Source organism: Sphingobium boeckii (assembly GCF_014199215.1).
Taxonomy (GTDB): Bacteria; Pseudomonadota; Alphaproteobacteria; order Sphingomonadales; family Sphingomonadaceae; genus Sphingobium_A; species Sphingobium_A boeckii.
Genome location: NZ_JACIJC010000010.1, coordinates 1 through 18476 on the forward strand (window position 1 = coordinate 1; position 18476 = coordinate 18476).

The 18476-nt window shown below is 57.9% G+C and carries 22 protein-coding genes; 14 read left to right on the plus strand and 8 right to left on the minus strand.

What is annotated here, in order from left to right:
• The 8 genes from FHS49_RS19125 to FHS49_RS19160 all read left to right on the plus strand — a co-directional run.
• Nucleotides 1–398 (plus strand): zincin-like metallopeptidase domain-containing protein (locus FHS49_RS19125; protein ID WP_246351108.1); only part of this gene is annotated, 398 nt, incomplete at its 5' end.
• A complete protein-coding gene (locus FHS49_RS19130; protein ID WP_343053041.1) occupies nucleotides 391–1428 on the plus strand; it encodes a HEPN domain-containing protein in 1038 nt (345 codons plus the stop codon). The genes FHS49_RS19125 and FHS49_RS19130, both read left to right, overlap by 8 nt.
• A 721-nt stretch (nucleotides 1429–2149) precedes the next feature.
• Nucleotides 2150–2455, plus strand: a complete 306-nt coding sequence (locus FHS49_RS19135; RefSeq protein WP_184022162.1) for a hypothetical protein — start codon at nucleotides 2150–2152, stop codon at nucleotides 2453–2455.
• Nucleotides 2452–2805, plus strand: coding sequence for a helix-turn-helix domain-containing protein (locus tag FHS49_RS19140; protein ID WP_184022165.1), 354 nt, complete (start codon nucleotides 2452–2454; stop codon nucleotides 2803–2805). The genes FHS49_RS19135 and FHS49_RS19140 overlap by 4 nt, the downstream gene beginning before the upstream one ends.
• A 20-nt stretch (nucleotides 2806–2825) precedes the next feature.
• A complete protein-coding gene (locus FHS49_RS19145; protein ID WP_246351119.1) occupies nucleotides 2826–3656 on the plus strand; it encodes an ImmA/IrrE family metallo-endopeptidase in 831 nt (276 codons plus the stop codon).
• On the plus strand, nucleotides 3646–4449 hold the full coding sequence (locus FHS49_RS19150) for a thymidylate synthase family protein (RefSeq protein ID WP_184022170.1): 804 nt from the start codon (nucleotides 3646–3648) through the stop codon (nucleotides 4447–4449). The genes FHS49_RS19145 and FHS49_RS19150 overlap by 11 nt, the downstream gene beginning before the upstream one ends.
• A 17-nt stretch (nucleotides 4450–4466) precedes the next feature.
• A complete protein-coding gene (locus FHS49_RS19155) occupies nucleotides 4467–5507 on the plus strand; it encodes a nucleotide kinase domain-containing protein (RefSeq protein ID WP_184022173.1) in 1041 nt (346 codons plus the stop codon).
• A complete protein-coding gene (locus FHS49_RS19160) occupies nucleotides 5494–6411 on the plus strand; it encodes a nucleoside triphosphate pyrophosphohydrolase family protein (protein WP_184022175.1) in 918 nt (305 codons plus the stop codon). The genes FHS49_RS19155 and FHS49_RS19160 overlap by 14 nt, the downstream gene beginning before the upstream one ends.
• Here FHS49_RS19160 and FHS49_RS19165 read toward each other — a convergent pair.
• From FHS49_RS19165 to FHS49_RS19180, 4 genes are read right to left on the minus strand one after another with little or no spacing between them, the layout of a single operon-like run.
• Nucleotides 6354–6749, minus strand: coding sequence for a holo-ACP synthase (locus FHS49_RS19165; RefSeq protein ID WP_184022178.1), 396 nt, complete (start codon nucleotides 6747–6749; stop codon nucleotides 6354–6356). The two genes, FHS49_RS19160 and FHS49_RS19165, sit on opposite strands and share 58 nt — an antisense overlap.
• Complete coding sequence (locus FHS49_RS19170; RefSeq protein WP_184022180.1) at nucleotides 6746–7597, minus strand: dCTP deaminase domain-containing protein; 852 nt, start codon at nucleotides 7595–7597, stop codon at nucleotides 6746–6748. The genes FHS49_RS19165 and FHS49_RS19170 overlap by 4 nt, the downstream gene beginning before the upstream one ends.
• 16 nt (nucleotides 7598–7613) lie before the next feature.
• Entirely contained in the window at nucleotides 7614–7802 is a 189-nt protein-coding gene (locus FHS49_RS19175) for a hypothetical protein (RefSeq protein ID WP_184022183.1), read from the minus strand.
• A complete protein-coding gene (locus tag FHS49_RS19180; RefSeq protein ID WP_184022261.1) occupies nucleotides 7789–9507 on the minus strand; it encodes a patatin-like phospholipase family protein in 1719 nt (572 codons plus the stop codon). The genes FHS49_RS19175 and FHS49_RS19180 overlap by 14 nt, the downstream gene beginning before the upstream one ends.
• A 533-nt stretch (nucleotides 9508–10040) precedes the next feature.
• On the opposite strand from FHS49_RS19180, the gene FHS49_RS19185 reads away from it, so the two are divergent.
• The 6 genes from FHS49_RS19185 to FHS49_RS19210 all read left to right on the plus strand — a co-directional run bounded on the left by FHS49_RS19185 (nucleotide 10041) and on the right by FHS49_RS19210 (nucleotide 14694).
• On the plus strand, nucleotides 10041–10916 hold the full coding sequence (locus FHS49_RS19185; protein WP_184022263.1) for a DUF4394 domain-containing protein: 876 nt from the start codon (nucleotides 10041–10043) through the stop codon (nucleotides 10914–10916).
• Nucleotides 10917–11099: 183 nt separating this feature from the next.
• Nucleotides 11100–11660 (plus strand): PEPxxWA-CTERM sorting domain-containing protein, encoded by a 561-nt coding sequence (locus tag FHS49_RS19770; RefSeq protein WP_246351111.1) that lies wholly within the window; start codon nucleotides 11100–11102, stop codon nucleotides 11658–11660.
• Between the two features lie 152 nt (nucleotides 11661–11812).
• Nucleotides 11813–12388 carry a sigma-70 family RNA polymerase sigma factor gene (locus tag FHS49_RS19195; protein WP_184022265.1) on the plus strand — a complete coding sequence of 192 codons (576 nt, stop codon included), beginning with the start codon at nucleotides 11813–11815 and terminating at the stop codon, nucleotides 12386–12388.
• Nucleotides 12389–12479: 91 nt separating this feature from the next.
• The gene (locus tag FHS49_RS19200) at nucleotides 12480–13088 is read left to right on the plus strand and encodes an anti-sigma factor (RefSeq protein ID WP_184022185.1); all 609 of its coding nucleotides are present in this window, start codon (nucleotides 12480–12482) and stop codon (nucleotides 13086–13088) included.
• A 78-nt stretch (nucleotides 13089–13166) separates the two neighbouring features.
• A complete protein-coding gene (locus FHS49_RS19205) occupies nucleotides 13167–13724 on the plus strand; it encodes a fasciclin domain-containing protein (protein ID WP_184022187.1) in 558 nt (185 codons plus the stop codon).
• A 337-nt stretch (nucleotides 13725–14061) separates the two neighbouring features.
• The gene (locus FHS49_RS19210; protein ID WP_184022189.1) at nucleotides 14062–14694 is read left to right on the plus strand and encodes a tyrosine-type recombinase/integrase; all 633 of its coding nucleotides are present in this window, start codon (nucleotides 14062–14064) and stop codon (nucleotides 14692–14694) included.
• 257 nt (nucleotides 14695–14951) lie between these two features.
• On the opposite strand, the gene FHS49_RS19215 is transcribed toward FHS49_RS19210, so the two are convergent.
• The 4 genes from FHS49_RS19215 to FHS49_RS19230 form a co-directional block, all read right to left on the minus strand.
• Entirely contained in the window at nucleotides 14952–15722 is a 771-nt protein-coding gene (locus FHS49_RS19215) for a hypothetical protein (RefSeq protein ID WP_184022191.1), read from the minus strand.
• A gap of 424 nt (nucleotides 15723–16146) precedes the next feature.
• Nucleotides 16147–16338 (minus strand): hypothetical protein, encoded by a 192-nt coding sequence (locus FHS49_RS19220; protein WP_184022192.1) that lies wholly within the window; start codon nucleotides 16336–16338, stop codon nucleotides 16147–16149.
• Entirely contained in the window at nucleotides 16335–17264 is a 930-nt protein-coding gene (locus FHS49_RS19225) for an IS1595 family transposase (protein ID WP_221240597.1), read from the minus strand. Before FHS49_RS19225 ends, FHS49_RS19220 begins: the two co-directional genes overlap by 4 nt.
• A 300-nt stretch (nucleotides 17265–17564) precedes the next feature.
• On the minus strand, nucleotides 17565–18473 hold the full coding sequence (locus tag FHS49_RS19230) for a hypothetical protein (RefSeq protein WP_184022194.1): 909 nt from the start codon (nucleotides 18471–18473) through the stop codon (nucleotides 17565–17567).
• Nucleotides 18474–18476 lie beyond the last annotated feature (3 nt).

Consider the following 18476-nt stretch of genomic DNA (forward strand, 5'->3'; position numbering starts at 1 on the left):
ACGATGATTATGCCGAACTGGAAGCGCGTGATCATGCCGCTGACCGCGCCAACTCGACGCCGCGCGGCATAATCCGGGTCGCGGCATTATGGGTCTTATGCCGATATCGGCATAAGACCCATTGGACCGGAAGTTATAAGCGCCTCGACCGGCCCCAGAACAAGCGTGGTGGCGAAGGCTGGTATGCACGTGAGGAGCTGGTTGCCGAAATGACCACCGCCTTTGTCTGTGCGCGGCTTGGGATCGCACCCACTGTGCGCCATGCGGATTACCTAGGACTATGGCTGCAGGAATTGCGTGAGGATCACCGCGCCATCTTCAAGGCAGCGTCGCAGGCCAGCAAGGCGGCGGATTACATCCTCGCCTTTGCCCAGCATGGGGCAAGGGGCGATGAATGATGTGGGGCTGCCCCTTAAGCTAGCTGCAATCCCCATATCCTCGGCCAGTTTCTTCGTCGCCGCTTGCTACGACTGTCGGTTATGTTCTCAAGTCCTTGCCAAAGAGCGCCCGGTCCGTGAAAGATTGAAATCCATGCGAAACGATCTCGACCATTTGCCCGAAGACAAGCAGCGCGAACTGGAGCGCGCCGTGCAGATATTGTTTGAGGAATTTGCCGATTCTTTAATGGGCCGCAGTGCGCCGCATCGAAAAGCCGGGCGCATCCTGAAGATCATCCTTTTTGGCAGTTTTGCCCGGGGCGGCTGGGTTGATGATCGCAAGAGCGGGCAGGTCTCCGATTACGATCTACTTGTGATCGTCAATCATGAGGAATTGACCGAGAATAACGACTATTGGAGCAGTGCGGGGGACCGGCTGGTGCGGGAATTCGCCATTGCCAAGAGTTTCCGCCACCCGGTCCATTTCATTGTGCACGAGCTGGGCGACGTCAGGCGTCAGCTCAAGCGCGGCCGCCCCTTCTTCAGGGACATCGTGCGGGACGGTATCGTGCTTTATGAGGCGGAAGGGTTCGAATTGCCCGAACCGGAAATCCTCTCCGAACAGGAAATGCGTGCGGAAGCGCAGGAATATTTTGACACCTGGTTTCCGAGGATTGGCGAGGCACTGGACCTTGCTCAGTTTGCAGTGACGCGTGGAAACGCAAAGGACGCTGCGTTTCTGCTGCATCAGGCCACTGAACGGGCCTATCACTGCGCGCTTCTGGTCCTCACCCTCTACTCGCCAAAATCGCACCGGCTTGAGGAGTTGCGGTCGCGGGCGGAGGGCATCGAGCCGCGGCTGTTTGAGGTGTGGCCGCGCGATGACAAATTCAAGCGACGCTGCTTCGATCGGATTCGTCGAGCCTATGTGGAGGCGCGATATTCAAAACTATATAAAATCACCGACGAGGAAATGACCTTTGCGATCGAACACATCGAGCAGCTTCAGGCTTTGGTCGCGATCGTCTGCGCTGAGCGGCTGGAAATCTAGGGGATTTCCGCCCAATCGCCGTTCTGTTTATGGCAAGGGCTGGGACATTTGCGACAGTCGGCTTCGGAGCAGCGCAGCGTCAATTCCGGACGTCACACAGAAGCATACTGGCAGTCCGCTGGCGCCGACAACTCGGTCATTTCCGGCTCGTTTTGGGCTAGTCAGAATCTGCAATTTCGTTCACCGCCAGAAATGACAGCAAATGGACAGGCCCATACCGAATGCATTCGGTATGATACCTGCATATAGGTTCCGGTCATGCCGGATTAGCTTTGTAACATTGCCAAGGTTGGGTTGAGGGTTCGAGCCCCTGCGACAACGTCAGCCGTTATTAATTACATTCTAGGCAAGGGCGGCCCCTCGCAAGCGCAGTCGCTTTTCACCATAGAGTCCGTACTAATTGGCCCGACGCTGCGCGGCAGCTGCTCAGTGAATGGGTGGCGCGATGGCCTGCCCCGCACATCTTCTCGTGTGCCAAAGAGAATAGCTACGGCCATAACGCGGCGAACCTCTATCCCAAGGTGGCGAAGGCACCGCGCGAGAGTTAGCCGAATCAGTTTGCGCCTTTGGAGTACACTACGTCGATCTAAGCATCTAAATCGAAGCGCGGATCAAACGGATGCTCCGATTCCTGTCAAATCCGCCGATTCTTCGTACCACTCTCCCATCTTGCAAAACGGTGATGGTAAGATTATCTTACCACTCGTAAGCGGAGGACGAAATGGACGAGTTTCAAGTCACGAACGCGCTTGTCGGCGTCTTGAAGAAGATTCAGGCCATTGCCGGTCAACCATGTCCGCCGCTCGACGGCGGCAGCGTGCCGCCTGACCTATTGCCCAAATTTGACAGTACCGTATGGCCTGCGGCGGCCACCATGGTGGCCAGGGTGCTGAAGGTGACGATCCCGAACGACGTTCACATCTTCGGCGGAGAAAAAGGAAGGCCGCTTTTGACCATCAACCAGACTGTCGCGCTGATCATTAAGAAAGCGACACCGAAGAAAACGGAAGAAAAGGTCGCGGCATGACCGGTGAAACCGACCTACGTGCGCTGATCGCCCAGCGTTTGCGCGAGGCTCGTACCCTCGCGGGCCTCAGCCAGGGCCAAGTCGCCAAGATTTTGAACATGCACCGTCCGTCCATCTCAGAGATCGAAGCCGGCAACCGGCGCGTGAGCGCGGAAGAGCTAGCCCGCTTCGCGGAGATCTACGGCGTCAACATCAGCTATTTGACCGGTGACGCGTCCGATACGCTGTCCATTGATGATCCGCGTCTCAAGCTTGCCGCGCGCGAGCTGCAGAACCTGCCTGCCGAATCGCTCGACGCCCTGCTCAAAGCGTTAGCTGCGCTGAAGCATAATGAGGACAAGAAGGGCTGATGGAGAGTCGGCGGTCATTGATGCTCAACGCAATCGATGCGGCCTCTAAGGTCCGCGATGCGATCGATGTCGATCAGTTCGTGCCCGTCGATCCCTATGAAGCAGCGCGGTCGCTGGGGGTCCGCGTGACCTTCCTCAGCGCCAGCATGGAAGGCTTCTACTATAACGGTAACCCGCCTTACATCCTGCTGTCCAACCAGCGGCCGCTCCCTCGCTTGGCCTTCACCTGTGCGCATGAACTTGGCCATCATTGGTTCGGCCATGGTTCCTCGCTCGACGAATTGCAGGCTGGCGACCGACCGCACAACGAAAAGCCCGAAGAGATCCTTGCCAACGCCTTCGCGGCCTTCTTCCTGATGCCCTCGACGGGCATCCGCGGTGCGTTCTCGCGCCGGGGGATCACCCCGCAGAGCGCTACTCCGCTCGAAGTCTACACTGTCGCCTGTGAATATGGCGTCGGCTATGACACGCTGATCAGCCACCTCGCCTACAGCCTGCGCGAGATTGACGAGCACCAGCGCAAGCGGCTCGATCGCTCGAGTCCGCAGCGCATCCGGTGGGATTTGCTCGCCAAAGACTATCCCGCGCTAGTGCGCCTCGACGCCATGTCGATGGGCGAAGCTTATGATATCGAAATTGGCGGCGCGATTACGCTGCCACCGGGCTGCACCGCTGCCGGGGCCGCCATCGCTCATGTCGGAAGCACGACCGATCATGAGCTGTTCGTGGGCGCGCGCCGCGGTGTAGCCCGGATCGCTGGCATGATCGGGGACTGCGAAATCCGCGTTCAGCCCGCCAATTATATCGGCTTGGCCGCCCATCGTTCCCTGGAGGATCCCGATGACGATTGATGCTCAACCTGTCACGCTCGAAGCCGACAATCTCTCGCTAGGCTGGGGGAAAGTTCTCGAACGCCTGACCCGACGCGGGGTTACCTCTATCACGCCGCTGACGCTTACCATCACCGGGTTCAATGACGACGGTGTCGCCGCCGAAGTTCCGGAAATCCGGACAGCGGTCGAGGCTTTTTTGGAGACGCAGGATAAGCGCGACAGCGAGAACGTCGCCTGGACGATTTTTCCGCAAAACTACTGGGACCTCGCCCAGGGCGACCGCGAATATTTCTTTGAACTCTACACCGAAAGTTTCCAGCGGGTGCAGGATTTTAACCCGCGCAACAACAAGCGCGGTTCGTATTTCCAGCGGCTCGTCGATCTCTACGGCGAGGGCAAAGGCCCCAACCAACTCAAGTGGATGCTCGACGATTGGGACGCCCATCCGAAAGCGCGTCGGACCTCGAAGTTCCAGGCCACCACGTTCGATCCGCATCGCGACTACACGTCGCAGAGCCTGCTCGAATTCCCCTGCCTGCAGCAGGTCAGCTTCGTCCATCACGGCGATACGCTGGGAATGAACGCTTTCTATGCGAGCCAGCAGATCGCCCGAAAGGCGTATGGGAATTATCTCGGCCTCGCCCGGCTTGGCGCCTTTATGGCGGGGCAGATGGGGCTGCGCTTCACGCGCTTGACGATCTTCGTCGGCCTTGCGCAGATGGATGTTGGCAAGACTGACCCCGATCTTCAGACCCTGCTTGCCGTGGTTCGCCGAGAGCTGAAAACCACCGGCGATCTGGTCGCGGCGTGAAGCGTGACAGGCCTCCTGTGATCCAGCCCGCGCGCCGCATAGCCGACGTGCCGACGACGCCGGTCTATGACCTCTATTGGCGCTTTGCGACAGAACGTCAGGCAATCTTCATGCGCCGGTTGCGGGGCGAAGCTGCCCCCTGGACCTATGATCCCATCTTCCAGCGTCACCGGTTCACCAATGCCTATCGCGCGTCGGACAGGGTCAGCCAATATTTAATCCGCGAGGTCATCTACAATCCGGCCCATCCCGATATCGCGATCGAAACCGTGTTCCGGATCCTGCTGTTCAAACTGTTCAACAAGGTCGAGACTTGGAACATGCTGGAGCGCGAGCTCGGCCCCCCAAGCTGGCAGAGCTTCGACATCGAACGCTATGCCAAGGTGTTGGGCGATGCGATCGATGCTGGGCGGCGAATATACTCGCCGGCCTACATCATGCCACCCGTATCGCTCGGTCGCGGCGGTCCCAAGCATGTCGGCCATCTCAAACTGATCGACCTGATCCTGCGGTCTGACTTCGTCGCCCGGCTCCAACAGAGCCGCTCGCTGGACGAGGTGTTCGGGCTGCTCAAGGCTTTCCCGTCGCTGGGCGACTTCCTCGCGTTCCAACTCGCGATCGACCTGAATTACTCGATGGTGATCAACCATGACGAGGCCGATTTTGTGGTGGCAGGTCCTGGCGCGCGTGATGGGCTCGCCAAGACCTTTGTCGACGCCGCTGGCGTTGATCCGGTCGATCTGATCCGCCTGATGAGGGATCGCCAGCAGGCCGAGTTCGACCGGCTTGACCTCGCCTTCGAGGATCTCTGGGGCCGTCCGCTGCAGCTGATCGACTGCCAGAATCTCTTTTGTGAGATCAGCAAATATACTCGCGTTTCGCACCCGGATATCATGGGGCTATCGGGCCGCAGCCGGATCAAGCAGATTTACCGGGGCGAAGAGCGTCCGGTCCAGCCCTGGTATCCTCCGAAGTGGGGGCTGAACAAACGCATCCCCATCTTTCCAACAACCGTCCTCTCGCGCGATCTTTTCGAGGTTCATCATGAAGCTGTCTGATTATCAGGCCGAAGCGCTCAAGACCGACAAGACGCCCGGCGGCCCGCGCGGCACCGAGGCGGCGATCCTGATTCCGCTGCTTGGTCTGGCCGGCGAAGCGGGTGGCCTGTTGTCCGAATATAAGAAGCGCCTGCGAGACGGGCCTGGCCATGTTCAATTTGTCGACAGGGTCTCAGAAGAGCTCGGCGATATCCTCTGGTACGTAGCCAATCTCGCTTCCAAATATGATCTCGATCTGGAGCGGGTGGCGGCGCAAAATCTTGCTAAGGTGGCAGCACTCCATGGCGTTCTCCCCGAGCCCAGCCTGTACGACCATAGCTATCAAGAGGACGAGCGCTTACCGCGCCAGCTGATGGTCGGTTTCACCGAGGTTTGCGAAGGATCGCGCACCCAGGTGCGCATGGAGATCAACGGCCGGCTGATCGGCGCTGCGCTGACAGATAATGCTTATGACGATGACGGCTATCGCTTTCACGACGTCTTTCACCTCTCCTATGCCGCGATCCTGGGGTGGTCGCCGGTGCTGCGCGGTTTGATGAAGCTGAAGCGCCGCAGCACGCCCCTGATCGACGAGGTCGAGGATGGAGGGCGGGCGGCTGTGATCGAGGAAGGAATCTCCGCGCTCGTCTTCGATTATGCCCGTCGCCATAATTTTCTAGCCGGGGTCGATGGGATCGACCAATCGCTCCTGAACATGGTGCAGGGCATGTCGAAACATCTCGAGGTGTCTGGCGAACCGGCTTCGGCCTGGCGCCGCGCAATCATCGATGGGTTCAACGTCTGGCGCCAGCTAATCAGCAATGGTGGTGGTATCGTCCTCGCAGACCTGGACGAGCGCAGCGTGCGCTATCTAGGGCCGCCCGAAAATGCGACAACGACCGCTGCTGCACTGAAATCCGAATGAGTGATGCTGACTAGGAAGCGGCTAACGCCGAGGGCGTCGGCCCGGTCTTTGGCTGCACCATGCAGCAACAGCGAAGGCGGCTCGCTTCCGCCGCCGATAACTTCGAACTGGGTGTCAGCGAGACCGGTGCCGCCCCCGATCGCCTTATAAGCGGCCTCCTTTACCGCCCTCCGCGCCGCAAGGCGTTCGATCCGGCGGGCGCCGTTTCCGACCAGTGCAAGCTCCTCGGCGGTGAAGATCGTTTCGAGCAGCTCGATGTCGTCTCCCCCGTAGAAGCGAGCGAAGCGGTCCAGATCGACCAAGTCGAGCCCGATTCCAAAGACGCTTTCGCCGGTCATCCGGCGGCGTTCGCCGGAGCGTCGGGGGGAGATTTCAACGGCGCCACCTGTTTTGGCCGGTCGGGCAGTGGTGACGGCACGAGCTGCGGCGTCATCGGCGGTAGCGGTGTCGGCGCTGTGATTGCTGGCGGCTGCGTCAGGACCATCGGGACTTGAGGGGTTTCCGGAGCGGCGAGCAACCAACGCAGCAGGACGCCGAGCAAGGCTACGCCCAGCATGCCTGCCAGAATTTCCATCCGGTGCGTGTGCTTTTCGACCGCGACAATTTTGTCATGTAGCTCGCGCTCGGTTTCACGCAGCTTGGTTGCCAGCCCGTCGAGCGAATGAAGTTCACCGGCGACATGGTTGAGAATGGACACATCCATCTTGGTGATTGGCGCCTTGGGTGTTTTGGCATATTCGCCGGCGTCGCCATCGAGATCGGAGAACCAGATCAAGAAAATTGGATCGCCTTGGCGCAGATGGATCGTGGCCGGACTGGCATTGAACACCGCGTAGGTTAGGCGGCCCCAAAACCCCGGATCGACATGGAAGCCCGACACATTGACGAGGCCCTTCCATTTCACCCCGGCTCGGATCGAAATCAAGGCGAGACTGTTGGTGGGGACGCGGACGATCTCGTCGGTCATCAGATAGGCAAACTGGCCCGGAGGGATCGGCAACGCTTCATCCGAAGCGAGCCGCGCGAGCGTTACGGTCTGCGGATTAGACGCCTTGTCGTTGGGCGTGACATAGTATTCATGACCGAGACGAAGCGTATAGGCGGCGCCATCGATGCTATCGGGATGAAAGGGTTCGACGAGGCTCTTACCGCGCGCTTTGAGAGTTGGACCGCTCCAGAATACCATACCGCTTGTGGAACGGTCAGCGCTTAACGCTGTCGCGCAGCTTCGTATCGCTGATCTCGCTCAGGAGACGCTCGCGTTCGAGGACCAGCGCCTTCGCTTCGGCGACCACCGTTTCGACCGCCGCCTCATGACGTTGGAGCAACTTCGCGCCGCCACGCCGCTTGGTTGCCGGGCGACGGAGAGCGAATGAGCTACTTTTCAGCACTGACACCGTCCTCCAGTTCCACGAGTTCATTCTGTATCAGACCGAAGAAACTCTTCACAGCCCCCTCGATATTGATCAGCGCGGCTTGAACCTGTTGGTCGTCGACCAGTTTGGCATTGCTGTCAATCTGAACGAGAACGAAGGGCGCGCCGTCTTTGTTCAATATAGGAACGCACATCACCCACGCCAGGTTGCGCCAGCGGGCCTTGCGTCTCAAGCGATTTGCCGGCCCCGGCAAGTCGGTTTCGCCGCTGAGTGGGTAGGTTTCGAAGCGGCTTTCCCGCTCACGCCAAGCGAGTCCGGCGACCGAACCTTCCAGCGGAAGTAGCATGGTTTCGTCGGCATCATTGGCGAACCCGGCTCCATGCGAAAAGCGAAGCGATCGAGTGTATCCGCGATCGAGGCGGGCAACGGCGACCCGTACGCGCTCGCGTTTGCCATCAAGCTTCAACTCATCCTGCGCGATCGACTGCACCACGCCGCACGCGTCGCGGTACAAAGCAGGCAGCCGCAACAGCCGCTTGTCGAGCCGAAGTGTCACCGCCAAGGCGACATCGTTCACGGCTTGGCATGCGATTTCGCCCGTCACATCAAAGTCGAGCAGGTTGAGGGTCGTCGGGAGCGCAAGCCGCTCAGATGGACCCGAAACGCGGAGGTTTAGCTCGCCCGAGCCCCATAGGGTCGTAGCCACAGCCGCCGACAGCCAATCGCGATGATCGGTCGGTCGCTCCTCACCAGCGTCAATCTCGACCGTTACCGTCAGGGCCTCGGGGTCGAGTTCACGCTCCTCGTCGAACGGCCAGGCAGGGAGGTTTGAAACGATGCCGCCATCAACATGGATATCGTCGCCGACGCGCCAGGGAGCGAAGATCATCGGCAGGCAGACAGAGGCCGCGACCGCGTCGGCGACCGGCGTGTCGGGAGTTCGGTCGGCCGAGAAGAGATGGAGCCGACGCGTCGACAGATTGGCGCTGACGATCTTGAGCGCCGGACGGCCCTCCAATCCAAAATCACCCATTTTGACAGTGCGATCGGGCTCGCCGGGAAAAACCTTTTGCTGGAGTAGCGTAGCAAGTGCGTCGCGGAACGCGCTGATGTTGGCCAGGCCCCGCGCGGCACCACGATAGCAGAGAAGCCCTATCAGTCCGAGCAACACCCAGCCAAAAAGACTGGTCCAGCGCCAGATGCTCGGCACGAACACCGCCGCGGCAATTATGCTGAGCGTGAGTATGCCCCAAATCCCAAGGATGGATGGCCCGAGTGGAATGGTGCGGGTCAGCAGCCAGCGAACAGTCCGAACTCGACGCCAGCCTCCAGGGCCAAAGATATCCACGGCACGGGTCAAGGCTGGATTGATTTCCGTCAAGCGGGCAAAAATCGATTGTCCGCTCTCGGTGTCGATCATCTCCTTTGCGGAAAAGCCGGCGGCGACAAGTGCGGCAACGATTGATCCGGCCGATGTGCCCGATACACCTTTGATGTCGATGGCCCGGGCTTCGAGTGCCTTTAACGCGCCGACGTGGACGATACCTTTCGCACCACCACCGGAGAAGGCAACGAATGCACGATGTAGTTCCTTTCCGCTATTCGGTGAAGCCGGAAGCGCCGCGTCTGGTTGTGCTTTTGTCAGTGCAGTTTCCTCGGTCGTCGAAAAGCCGATTGCCGCAAGCCCGGATAAAGCTGGTTGACACCGGCTGCCCGAAATTCGTCGAGAGTTGGGAAATCCGTACTCATCTTACTCGGCATCTAACCGATACGCCTATATTTTGTAACAAAAGAGCTCAGAAAGATATTTACTGTCGACGAACGGGCTGTCGCATTAGAAAGTGCCAGATTTAGGGATTTAAGTTCGCTGGGCCGAACGACCGATTATCCGGCGCATCGCTGACGCCGGCGTCTATGAGTGGGAACTGCGGCTTGCCTCCTCTCGCGTTTCCAAAGGAGCCATTCCGGAATGTCCCACATTGATGACATTGGACAGATTCGGCGTACGTCGGAAAATATGTCCGCTTTAGGGAAAGCACTAAGTGGACACGAACGTCCGGTAATGGTCGTCAATCACCGTGGAGCGCCGCTAACATAAGCTGCGCACAAGGCTGCGCGATCCCGTTAAGCAGCCCAAGGCTAGAAATAAAATTCTACCAGCTTGGTTAAACTATTTTAACCACCTTTGCATCCAGCTGTCGCGAACGTTCGTAGCTTCCTCTGCCGAACTTCGGCGCAACAGGGAGAAGCCGCATGTCTATATCGTGGAAATTGCTTGCCATTACCGCACTGACCGTCGCTCCGCTGTCTTCAGCCGATGCCGAGCAATTGATCGGCCTCACGCTGGATCAACGGATCGTGTCATTTGATTCAGCCACGCCGACGCTGATTGAAAGCTCGTTCGCTGTGTCTGGTCTGGCGTCAGGGGACGTGTTGAGCGGCATCGACCTGCGATCATCAAACGGCATCCTTTATGGGGTCGCCGCAGCGAGCGGCCGGATTTATTCGCTGACGACCTCAGGCCTTGCCACTTTGGTCAGCACGAGCTCGATCGTGCCAACCGGCGGCATTTTGGGGGTCGATTTCAATCCCGTTCCCGATCGACTGCGGATCATCGGAGCAGACGACCAAAATCTTCGCATCAATGTCGACACCGGGGCTGCCATTGCTGATACCGGCATCACAAAGTCGGGCGGGGGGAGCATCGATATCGTGGGATCAGCCTATACCAACAGCGTTCCCAATGCGCCCGCGCCGCTTACCACCATGTTGTTCGGCATAGATTCGATCACGGATTCGCTAGTCTTCTCGGCTGCACCAAATGGGGGCGTCTACACTAATGTCGGATCGCTTGGCGTTCAACTGACCAACTTGAATCAAGTCGGGTTTGATATCTCTGGCCGGACCGGCGCGGCATTCCTCAACATCGATAGCGCGCTCTACAGTATCAACCTCGGCACAGGGGCCACGACATTCATCAACACAATCGGAAGTGGGCCATTGGTTGGATTGACGGCCAGTGGCGCTGTGCCCGAACCGTCGACATGGGCAATGCTCGTCATGGGCTTTGGTATCACCGGATACGCGATGCGCGCAAAAACGCGTCGGAAAGTGCCATCATTCATCTGAGCGGCGGCGGTGGGTCTTGGGAGGTGTGGCCGCTTGAATGCGGGCTGCATCTCCCAATGCCCAAGAAATAAGCTTATCTTAAAATAATTTTAATCATCTCTGAAACTTATCGGGATCAGGATCCGTATCTCCAGAAACCCGATCATACGCAATATCGCGGTCGCACGGGTTCAGGGAGAGAGTATGAAAACGTCATTTCGGATCGCCATTCTGGCACTGTGTTTGGGATCAGCAGCGCCTGCGGTCGCTGCGCCCGTCATTGTATCGGTAAACACCAGCTTTGCTGCCAGCCCGTTCACCTTTACATCGGGAGACAGCGTCTTCACATTCAGCGCCACCGGAGATTTCACGGCTCCAACGGCGATCAAAACCGGAGGGACAGGCAAGGTCAACACGATCTTCGGCCAGCCGACCACCAATTTCGTCGACCGCAGCACACTGACATTTGGCCGCAATGATCAATATGGTGCCTTTGCCGCAGCTACACCAATCCGCTTTTCGAACGGAGAGAATTTCATCGGCCTTCAGGCAACCAGCGGCGGCAGCATCTTTTATGGGTTCGCCTACACGTCCGACAATATCCTCAAAAGCTATGGGTTTGAGAATGTCGCTGGCCGCGCCATCACAGCGACAACGGCCGGGCCTGTGCCGGAACCCGCAACATGGGCCATGATGCTGACTGGTTTTGGCGCTGTCGGCAGCGCGATGCGGCGCCGGCGCTCCTTGAAGCCGCAATTTGCCTGAAACTGTAACGTGACACGATCTATGGGGGCCGGCGACGCCGGCCCCCGTTCATCTGGCATAGTCTTGTTGCGGAGTTTCGCCTTGCAATGCGCACGCTATGAAATTTCATCAGGCTCGACTTCGGCTGGCCCTGCCCTACAGTCTTGCTTCTGATGACAATTCCGCAGTCCCGGCAGGCCGATTTGGCGCGAACCAAGCTGGTTGAGGCGCTCGCATGCGTTGGCCGACAGGAAACGGATGCGCTTCGTCAGGTCTATGACCTTACGTCTGCGAAACTATTCGGCATATGTCTCCGTATCTCTCAGGACAGGGAAGGTGCGGAGGATATTTTGCAGGAAGTCTACGTTAGCATCTGGAACCGCGCGGCGAGTTTCGATCCCGCTCGTTCCAGTCCGATTACGTGGATGTGTACCATCGCTCGCAATCGTGCGATCGACTGGCGCCGCGCGCAACGTCTCCCCGACGCACCGATTGAAGATGCTGCCTTAAAAATGGCGGATATCCGACCGCGCGCGCCCGAAATCATGCTGGCTGCAGAAAACCGCAAGCAATTGCACGATTGCCTTGATGCTCTGGAGAACCGACAGAATGCGGCGATACGCAGCGCCTTTCTGGACGGTCTGACCTATGCAGAGCTTGCCGCGCGTGCGTCGGTGCCGGCAGGAACGATGAAAAGCTGGATCAGGCGCGGATTGATGCGCCTGAAGGAATGTCTTGAGCGTGACTGAGAATGAAGATGATGACGGCGCATCGGCGCCCGATGCGACGGCCGGGGAATTTGCACTTGGCCTGCTCGAAGGGGAAAGGCGTGCTGAGGCCATGCGGCGGATGCTTTCTGATCCGGCCTTCGCTGCAAGCGTGAATGATTGGCGTGCTCGTCTCGCGCCGCTTCATGATGAGGTTGAGGAACAACTGCCCGCACCGCATATCTGGCCGCTGATCGAAGCGCGCCTTGGTCATAGCGCGGCTGAAGCAGTAATCCTGACCCGGCTTCGGCGCTGGCGTGTGTTGGCCGTGGCTTCGACTGCCATTGCTGCCACGTTAGGGGCATTCATGATATTGCAGCCCGCACAAGCCCCTGTGGTTACGTCTTCGCCAGTCATGGTGGCACAGATTGCTTCCGACCACGCCGGACCCCTGATGTTGGCGCGTTATGACACCAGCACACGGCGGTTCAGCATCGCGCCCGCCGTCATGCAAACGGCCGGACATAGCCCTGAGCTCTGGCTGATCCCGGGCGATGGCAAACCCAGGTCGCTCGGCACGTTTGATCCATCGAGCCCCACCGTCCTGACGGTGCCCGAGGCGATGACACAGTTTATCGATGCCGATACGGTCATCGCGGTCTCGATCGAACCCGTAGGCGGATCGCCGACCGGCCAGCCGTCCGGACCCGTCGTCGCCAAGGGCAAAATGCAGATGATCTGACGTAGATGCGTCTTTCGGTTGTCAGGGCCGTATCTTCCATGCGCCTGAAAACAGGCGTCTCCGCAGGAAGGAAGCATCATGAAAGCAACATCATTCAAACGCCTGGGCATCGCTCTTATGGCGACCGCACTCATGGTCGGTGGCTCGGCCATTGCCAAAAATCCCATGGTTGGCGGCGCCGCCATGCTCGAAAGTAAAGACATCATTGATAACGCGGTGAACTCAGCCGATCACACCACGCTTGTCGCCGCCGTAAAGGCGGCTGGACTGGTCGAGACATTGAAGGGCCCCGGACCGTTCACTGTTTTCGCACCTACCAACATGGCGTTCGAAAAGTTGCCCGCAGGCACGGTGGACACATTGCTGAAGCCCGAGAACAAAGCGACCCTGACCAACGTGCTCACTTATCATGTCGTGGCTGGCAAGATGAGCGCAGCCGATATCGCAGCGGCTGCAAAGGCGGGCGGCGGCAAGGCCGTGATGACGACGGTGCAGGGCGAGACGCTGACAGCTTGGAAGATGGGTAAAGACTGGTATCTGACCGACGCCAAGGGTGGCAAATCGAAAATCACCATCGCAGACGTCAATCAGTCCAACGGCGTGATCCATGTCGTCGATACGGTATTGATGCCCTGAGCCTATGAGGGCAGTTCGGAGCAGATATGGTGCGGCGATTTTAATAAGGCGCTCATCACATCCGGCATAGGAAATTGAGAGATCCGGACCCGCCGACGCACGATTTCTGGCGGGTTCGCTTCTCGTATGTCGCATAGCCCCCCGCGAGATTGTGACCGCGAAGGTCACTCCCCTGACAGCCCATCTCGACAATAAAGCACTATGATACGCGACGAGCGCGCCGACCGTAAAAGCGGAATGTCCGCAACAACTGAAGTGGACGATTGAATCTCCGGAAAGGGTCGGGTCTCCTCTGAAGCGTTCTTCCTGCGGCCATCATGGCCACAGGAGAAGTGTCATGGGATTATCAGAATTCGATCCCGCCGCTCGCGAGCGGGTATCATGGAACACCGGACGCAAAGTTGGTGCGAAGCGAGCGCTCAAACCGCGTCAGATCTGGGCGATCCGCTTCTTTCTCGACCAATATGGGCGAGCCCGGGACCGCGCCCTCTTTGACCTCGCTATCGATAGCAAGCTGCGTGGATGTGATTTGGTCAAGATCAAGATCAGCGATATCGTATGCGATCGTAAAATTCGGACCAGGTCCACAGTTGTCCAGCAAAAGACCGGCCGGCCAGTCCAATTTGAGCTGATGGACGACGCTCGCGCCAGCCTAATGAAATGGCTCGAACTGCGCGGCGGCGCACTGGAGGATTACGCCTTTCCGAGCCGCACAGATCATTCAACCCACCTGGGCACCCGACAATACGCGCGCCTGGTTGACGAATGGGTGACGGGAATTGGCTTGCCCAGCGAAGATTACGGAACCCATTCGCTGAGGCGAACGAAGGCGTCGATCATCTACAAGGCGACCGGAAATCTTCGTGCCGTCCAGATACTGCTCGGGCACACGAAGATCGAAAGTACCGTCCGATATCTCGGAGTTGATGTGGAAGATGCATTAACTTTGGCGGAAGGCACCGAAATCTAAGGGGCCTATATACGTGTGTGACCCACTAGACGGTGGATTACCTTTCCGGCATGATCGTAGGGAAGGAGAACGGTAGTGGGTCATGAAAAGGAAAAACAGATGGCAGACGATGCTCGCGTCCGCGCCCATCTGCCCAGATGTGAAATTTGCGATACGCCTGTCGAAGGCTACGGCGAAAAGCTGTGCTATGGGTGTCGGGAGGCGATGAGCGAAGACAAGTAGCAAAAAGCCCGGCGGGTTAGGCCGGGCTTGACGGACTACTGGACCGTCTCGTCATCTTCGGTATCGCTCGCTTCGGTGTAGACCGCTAGGAGCAACTTGAGCGCGGCAATTTTCTTTTCGAGCAGCACTAGGCCCTTTGAATCGAGGAGGCCACTGATCGCGACCTGATCGCCACGAATGTCCATATTAATCTTATTCAGGTCCGCAGCGACGGGAAATGTGAGCGTCGCTGGAACGACCGTTGCCGGGGCCATAGCGGGCTGCTGTTGCGGTTGCATCGGTGTCTCCTTTGGTTGGTCGCCAGAGTCTGCGCCCTCACCCCCATCGGCTCCACTTCTTCCGCTTTCTTTCGCATTCTCCGCAAAGGCGTTTGTTTCCAGATAGGCGCTGATCGCTGGCCCAATGGCGACGTCGCCGAACTCCATTTGAATGAGATACGACCGCAGTGCGTTTTGCGACGGCACTCCTTCCGGGAAACGGTCCCGCAACTGCTGGAACAGTCCGGGCGCAAAGGCGGCCTCTTGAATCGCTTCCGTCCGGTCATTCTCATCAACCGAGTGCAGGATATCAACCGCACGCCTTGTGACCTTGATGTCACCTTTACCTGCCTTCTCGATCAGGCCGAATTGAGCAAGCGCAGCTAGCACGGTCAGAGACCTGCCAGTCAGACCGCTGTAACCCATATCCTTCGCTGCCGTTTCGCGAGTGATAACACTAGTGCGATTAGACTTGTGCAATTTAGCAACTAAATCAATAGCTTGTGGAAGCGAAAGGCTCGGATATTGCGGGCTGCGCGCTCGGGTCACTGCGTCCTCCTGTTTGATATACCGACTACATACTGCCGAAACCACGAAATGTCTAAGAAAATCTAGCATACGCCGAATGTGGAACGCAGTAACGGGTTGCGCGGGCGATCCGACTGTGCGATATGGTGAATCGACCTCACGTGGCACGCGTCGCGCGGGCAGGAAGGCAGGGTGGCATCTTGGTATAGGGACACGGCAGCGGAACCGGAAAGCCGCATCGAAAAAGGGCCGATCTTTCGACCGGCCCTCTCCTGTTCAATCGGACGGCGAACCGCGCTGATCTCACTGTGTGGACTTTGAGAATCGCACGATAGCCGCCCCAACGCAAGGATTTTGCGTAATGGTGCATGTTTGCGCTTATTACCGGATCAGGTTCGGCCGGGTGGAGCATGTGCGCTCCCACTGGCGCTCCCAGCCCTAAAGGCTAGTCCGGTTCGCTAGCTTCAGGCTTCGGTCTGGATTTCTCATCAACACCTGGGGATCGCTTCGGCGGTCCCTTTTTTTGTCTTAGCTTCACGTTGTCCGGTAGCTCGTCGGGATCAACCCCTATGAACCTTTCCAGTGCTTCGGCGAATGGCATCTCCAGCCCTAGGGGCTTCTCGCGCTTATCGGTCATGCCTTCAACGCCTTGTAGGTGAGGCGACCAGCGGTCTGCGCAAGAAGGGCGTTCACGCGGTCGCCTTCGCCAATGCTCCGGAGATTGAAGCGCCATGTCATCTCGCCAAGGTAGGCGTTCAGATGCTTGGGCGAAAGGAAATGGTGGGTGCCGATGATCTGGCGCTTGAACAGCGCCCAGACGCTCTCGATCCCGTTGGTGTGCAGGATATAGTGGCGGACATACTCGCCAGCACTGTGGTTCACGCGGTGGTGATTATAGGCGTCTGACAGGCCGACGAACGCGCCATGCTCATCGGTCATCAGGTTAGCGCCCGACTTCACGTTGTCGCGGATGACGGTCTGCACGGCCTTGGCGCTCAGGTTCGGCGTGGTGCCGGTGCGCAGTTCGCCGTCGCGCTCCAGCATACCAAGGACAGCGACCTTGCCCTTACCACCCTGCTTGCCGCCGGTGCGCTGGTGAGCGTGCTTGTTCTTCTCTTTGCCGCCAATGAAAGTCTCATCGGCCTCTACAATGCCGTCCAGCGGGCGGTTGAAAGACTGGGTTTTGATCGCGTAGCGCAGGCGGTGGGTCATGAACCACGCCGTCTTTTGCGTCACGCCGATATCCTTGGCGAGTTGGGTGCTGGCAATGCCCTTCTTGTGCGACGTGATAAGCCAGATGGCCAGCATCCACGAACGCAGCGGGATTTTGCTGTCCTCGAAGATCGTGCCGACCTTGATCGAAAAGCGCTTACGGCAATCGCCGCACTTATGGGTGCGATTGTCCGAAAAGTGATAGACCCTAGTGGACATGCAGTGCGGGCAGAACGCGCCGTTCTTCCAGCGGATCGCGCGGAAATGGTCGATCGCGGTCTGTTCGTCGGGGATCGCGGCCATCATCTGAAGGATGGTGTCGAACTGCTGCATGGCGGGCTTCTTGCTCATGCAGTCTAATTAGCAGGCTCTCCCGTTTGGGTCAAGCATGTATATAAGTCCCAAATCTAACACACTGGCTCCTCGTCGTCGCGGGGAGCCAGAACCGACTAAGTGACAGCTTTGCGCCAGAATGAGGGTGCATAGGACCTCGAAGCAGTCGGTCCGCTCTTGGGGAGCGAAAATTACTCTCTGAATGGCGACAAATGGTCGAGGGCGGAAGACAGAAGGCAGGCCACTCGGTTATTTTGAACCTTTATAGCAGATGAGAAATAGAAGCTAGGTTATCAGCCGCAGCTTTCTTCTAAGGGTCTATAATTCTACGCCAGGAGGTTCTGTTCCTTTCCAAGGCGTTATCATCCAGACATGCAGGATATGAAAACTGGGAGGCCCCCAAAGATTTCCGCAGCCTGTGTTATCTTGTCCGTAATATTCCTTATCCCACTCAAACGCGTGATGATAAATTATGCCGTTTTGATAAGTATCCCAACGGTTCGAGTGGGGACGAAATCGACCATCTTCGCTGTAATTTCTAGTTGCCAATCTAGTCCAACCTTTCCCTCCTTGATATTCGACCTGAAAACTTTGAAGCCCACTTTTCAATTGATCGCATTGCTTGATGCCCGGCGGCGATTGATCGTGTGAAATGCGAGCGACTTTTCCCTCAGTAACGAGGACACGCACAGTTTCGTCCAAAATTTGCATGCCGAACGTACTGCAACGATACCTGTACAGGGTACCTTTGGTCGAACTATCGATGCTCTTCGATATTGCGTAATTCCATGTACGGCACTTCAAAATGGCCTCGGCCGCTGCTTCGAGCTGTATATCAGTGGCAACGGCATTGAAGGTCAGTCCAAAAAGCTGACCGCGCGCGGGCGTTGTTGTTGCTTTTGTGGCGGCTTGCTGGAGAGCTTCCTCCCTTTTTGATACCGATTGGCTCTGGACCTGATCGTCAGCAGCCGCCTGAAGAATTCTTACTTTCTCTTCCTGAGCTTGCCGAATTTGAGCTTTGTCGATTGTGGCGACCGCCTCCGCACCTGGTGCATGTCCCAATTGCCCGCTGATTATAAATTCTTTTCGCGCGGCTGCTAGTTTGCCCTCAAGCGCAAGAGAGCGCCCTAATTCCATGTGGGCAAGCGCCAAATTGCTTTGATCGACATCGGGCATACTGATTAGATCCCTCAAAACGATCTGAACATATTCCGGACTTGCTTTCACGAC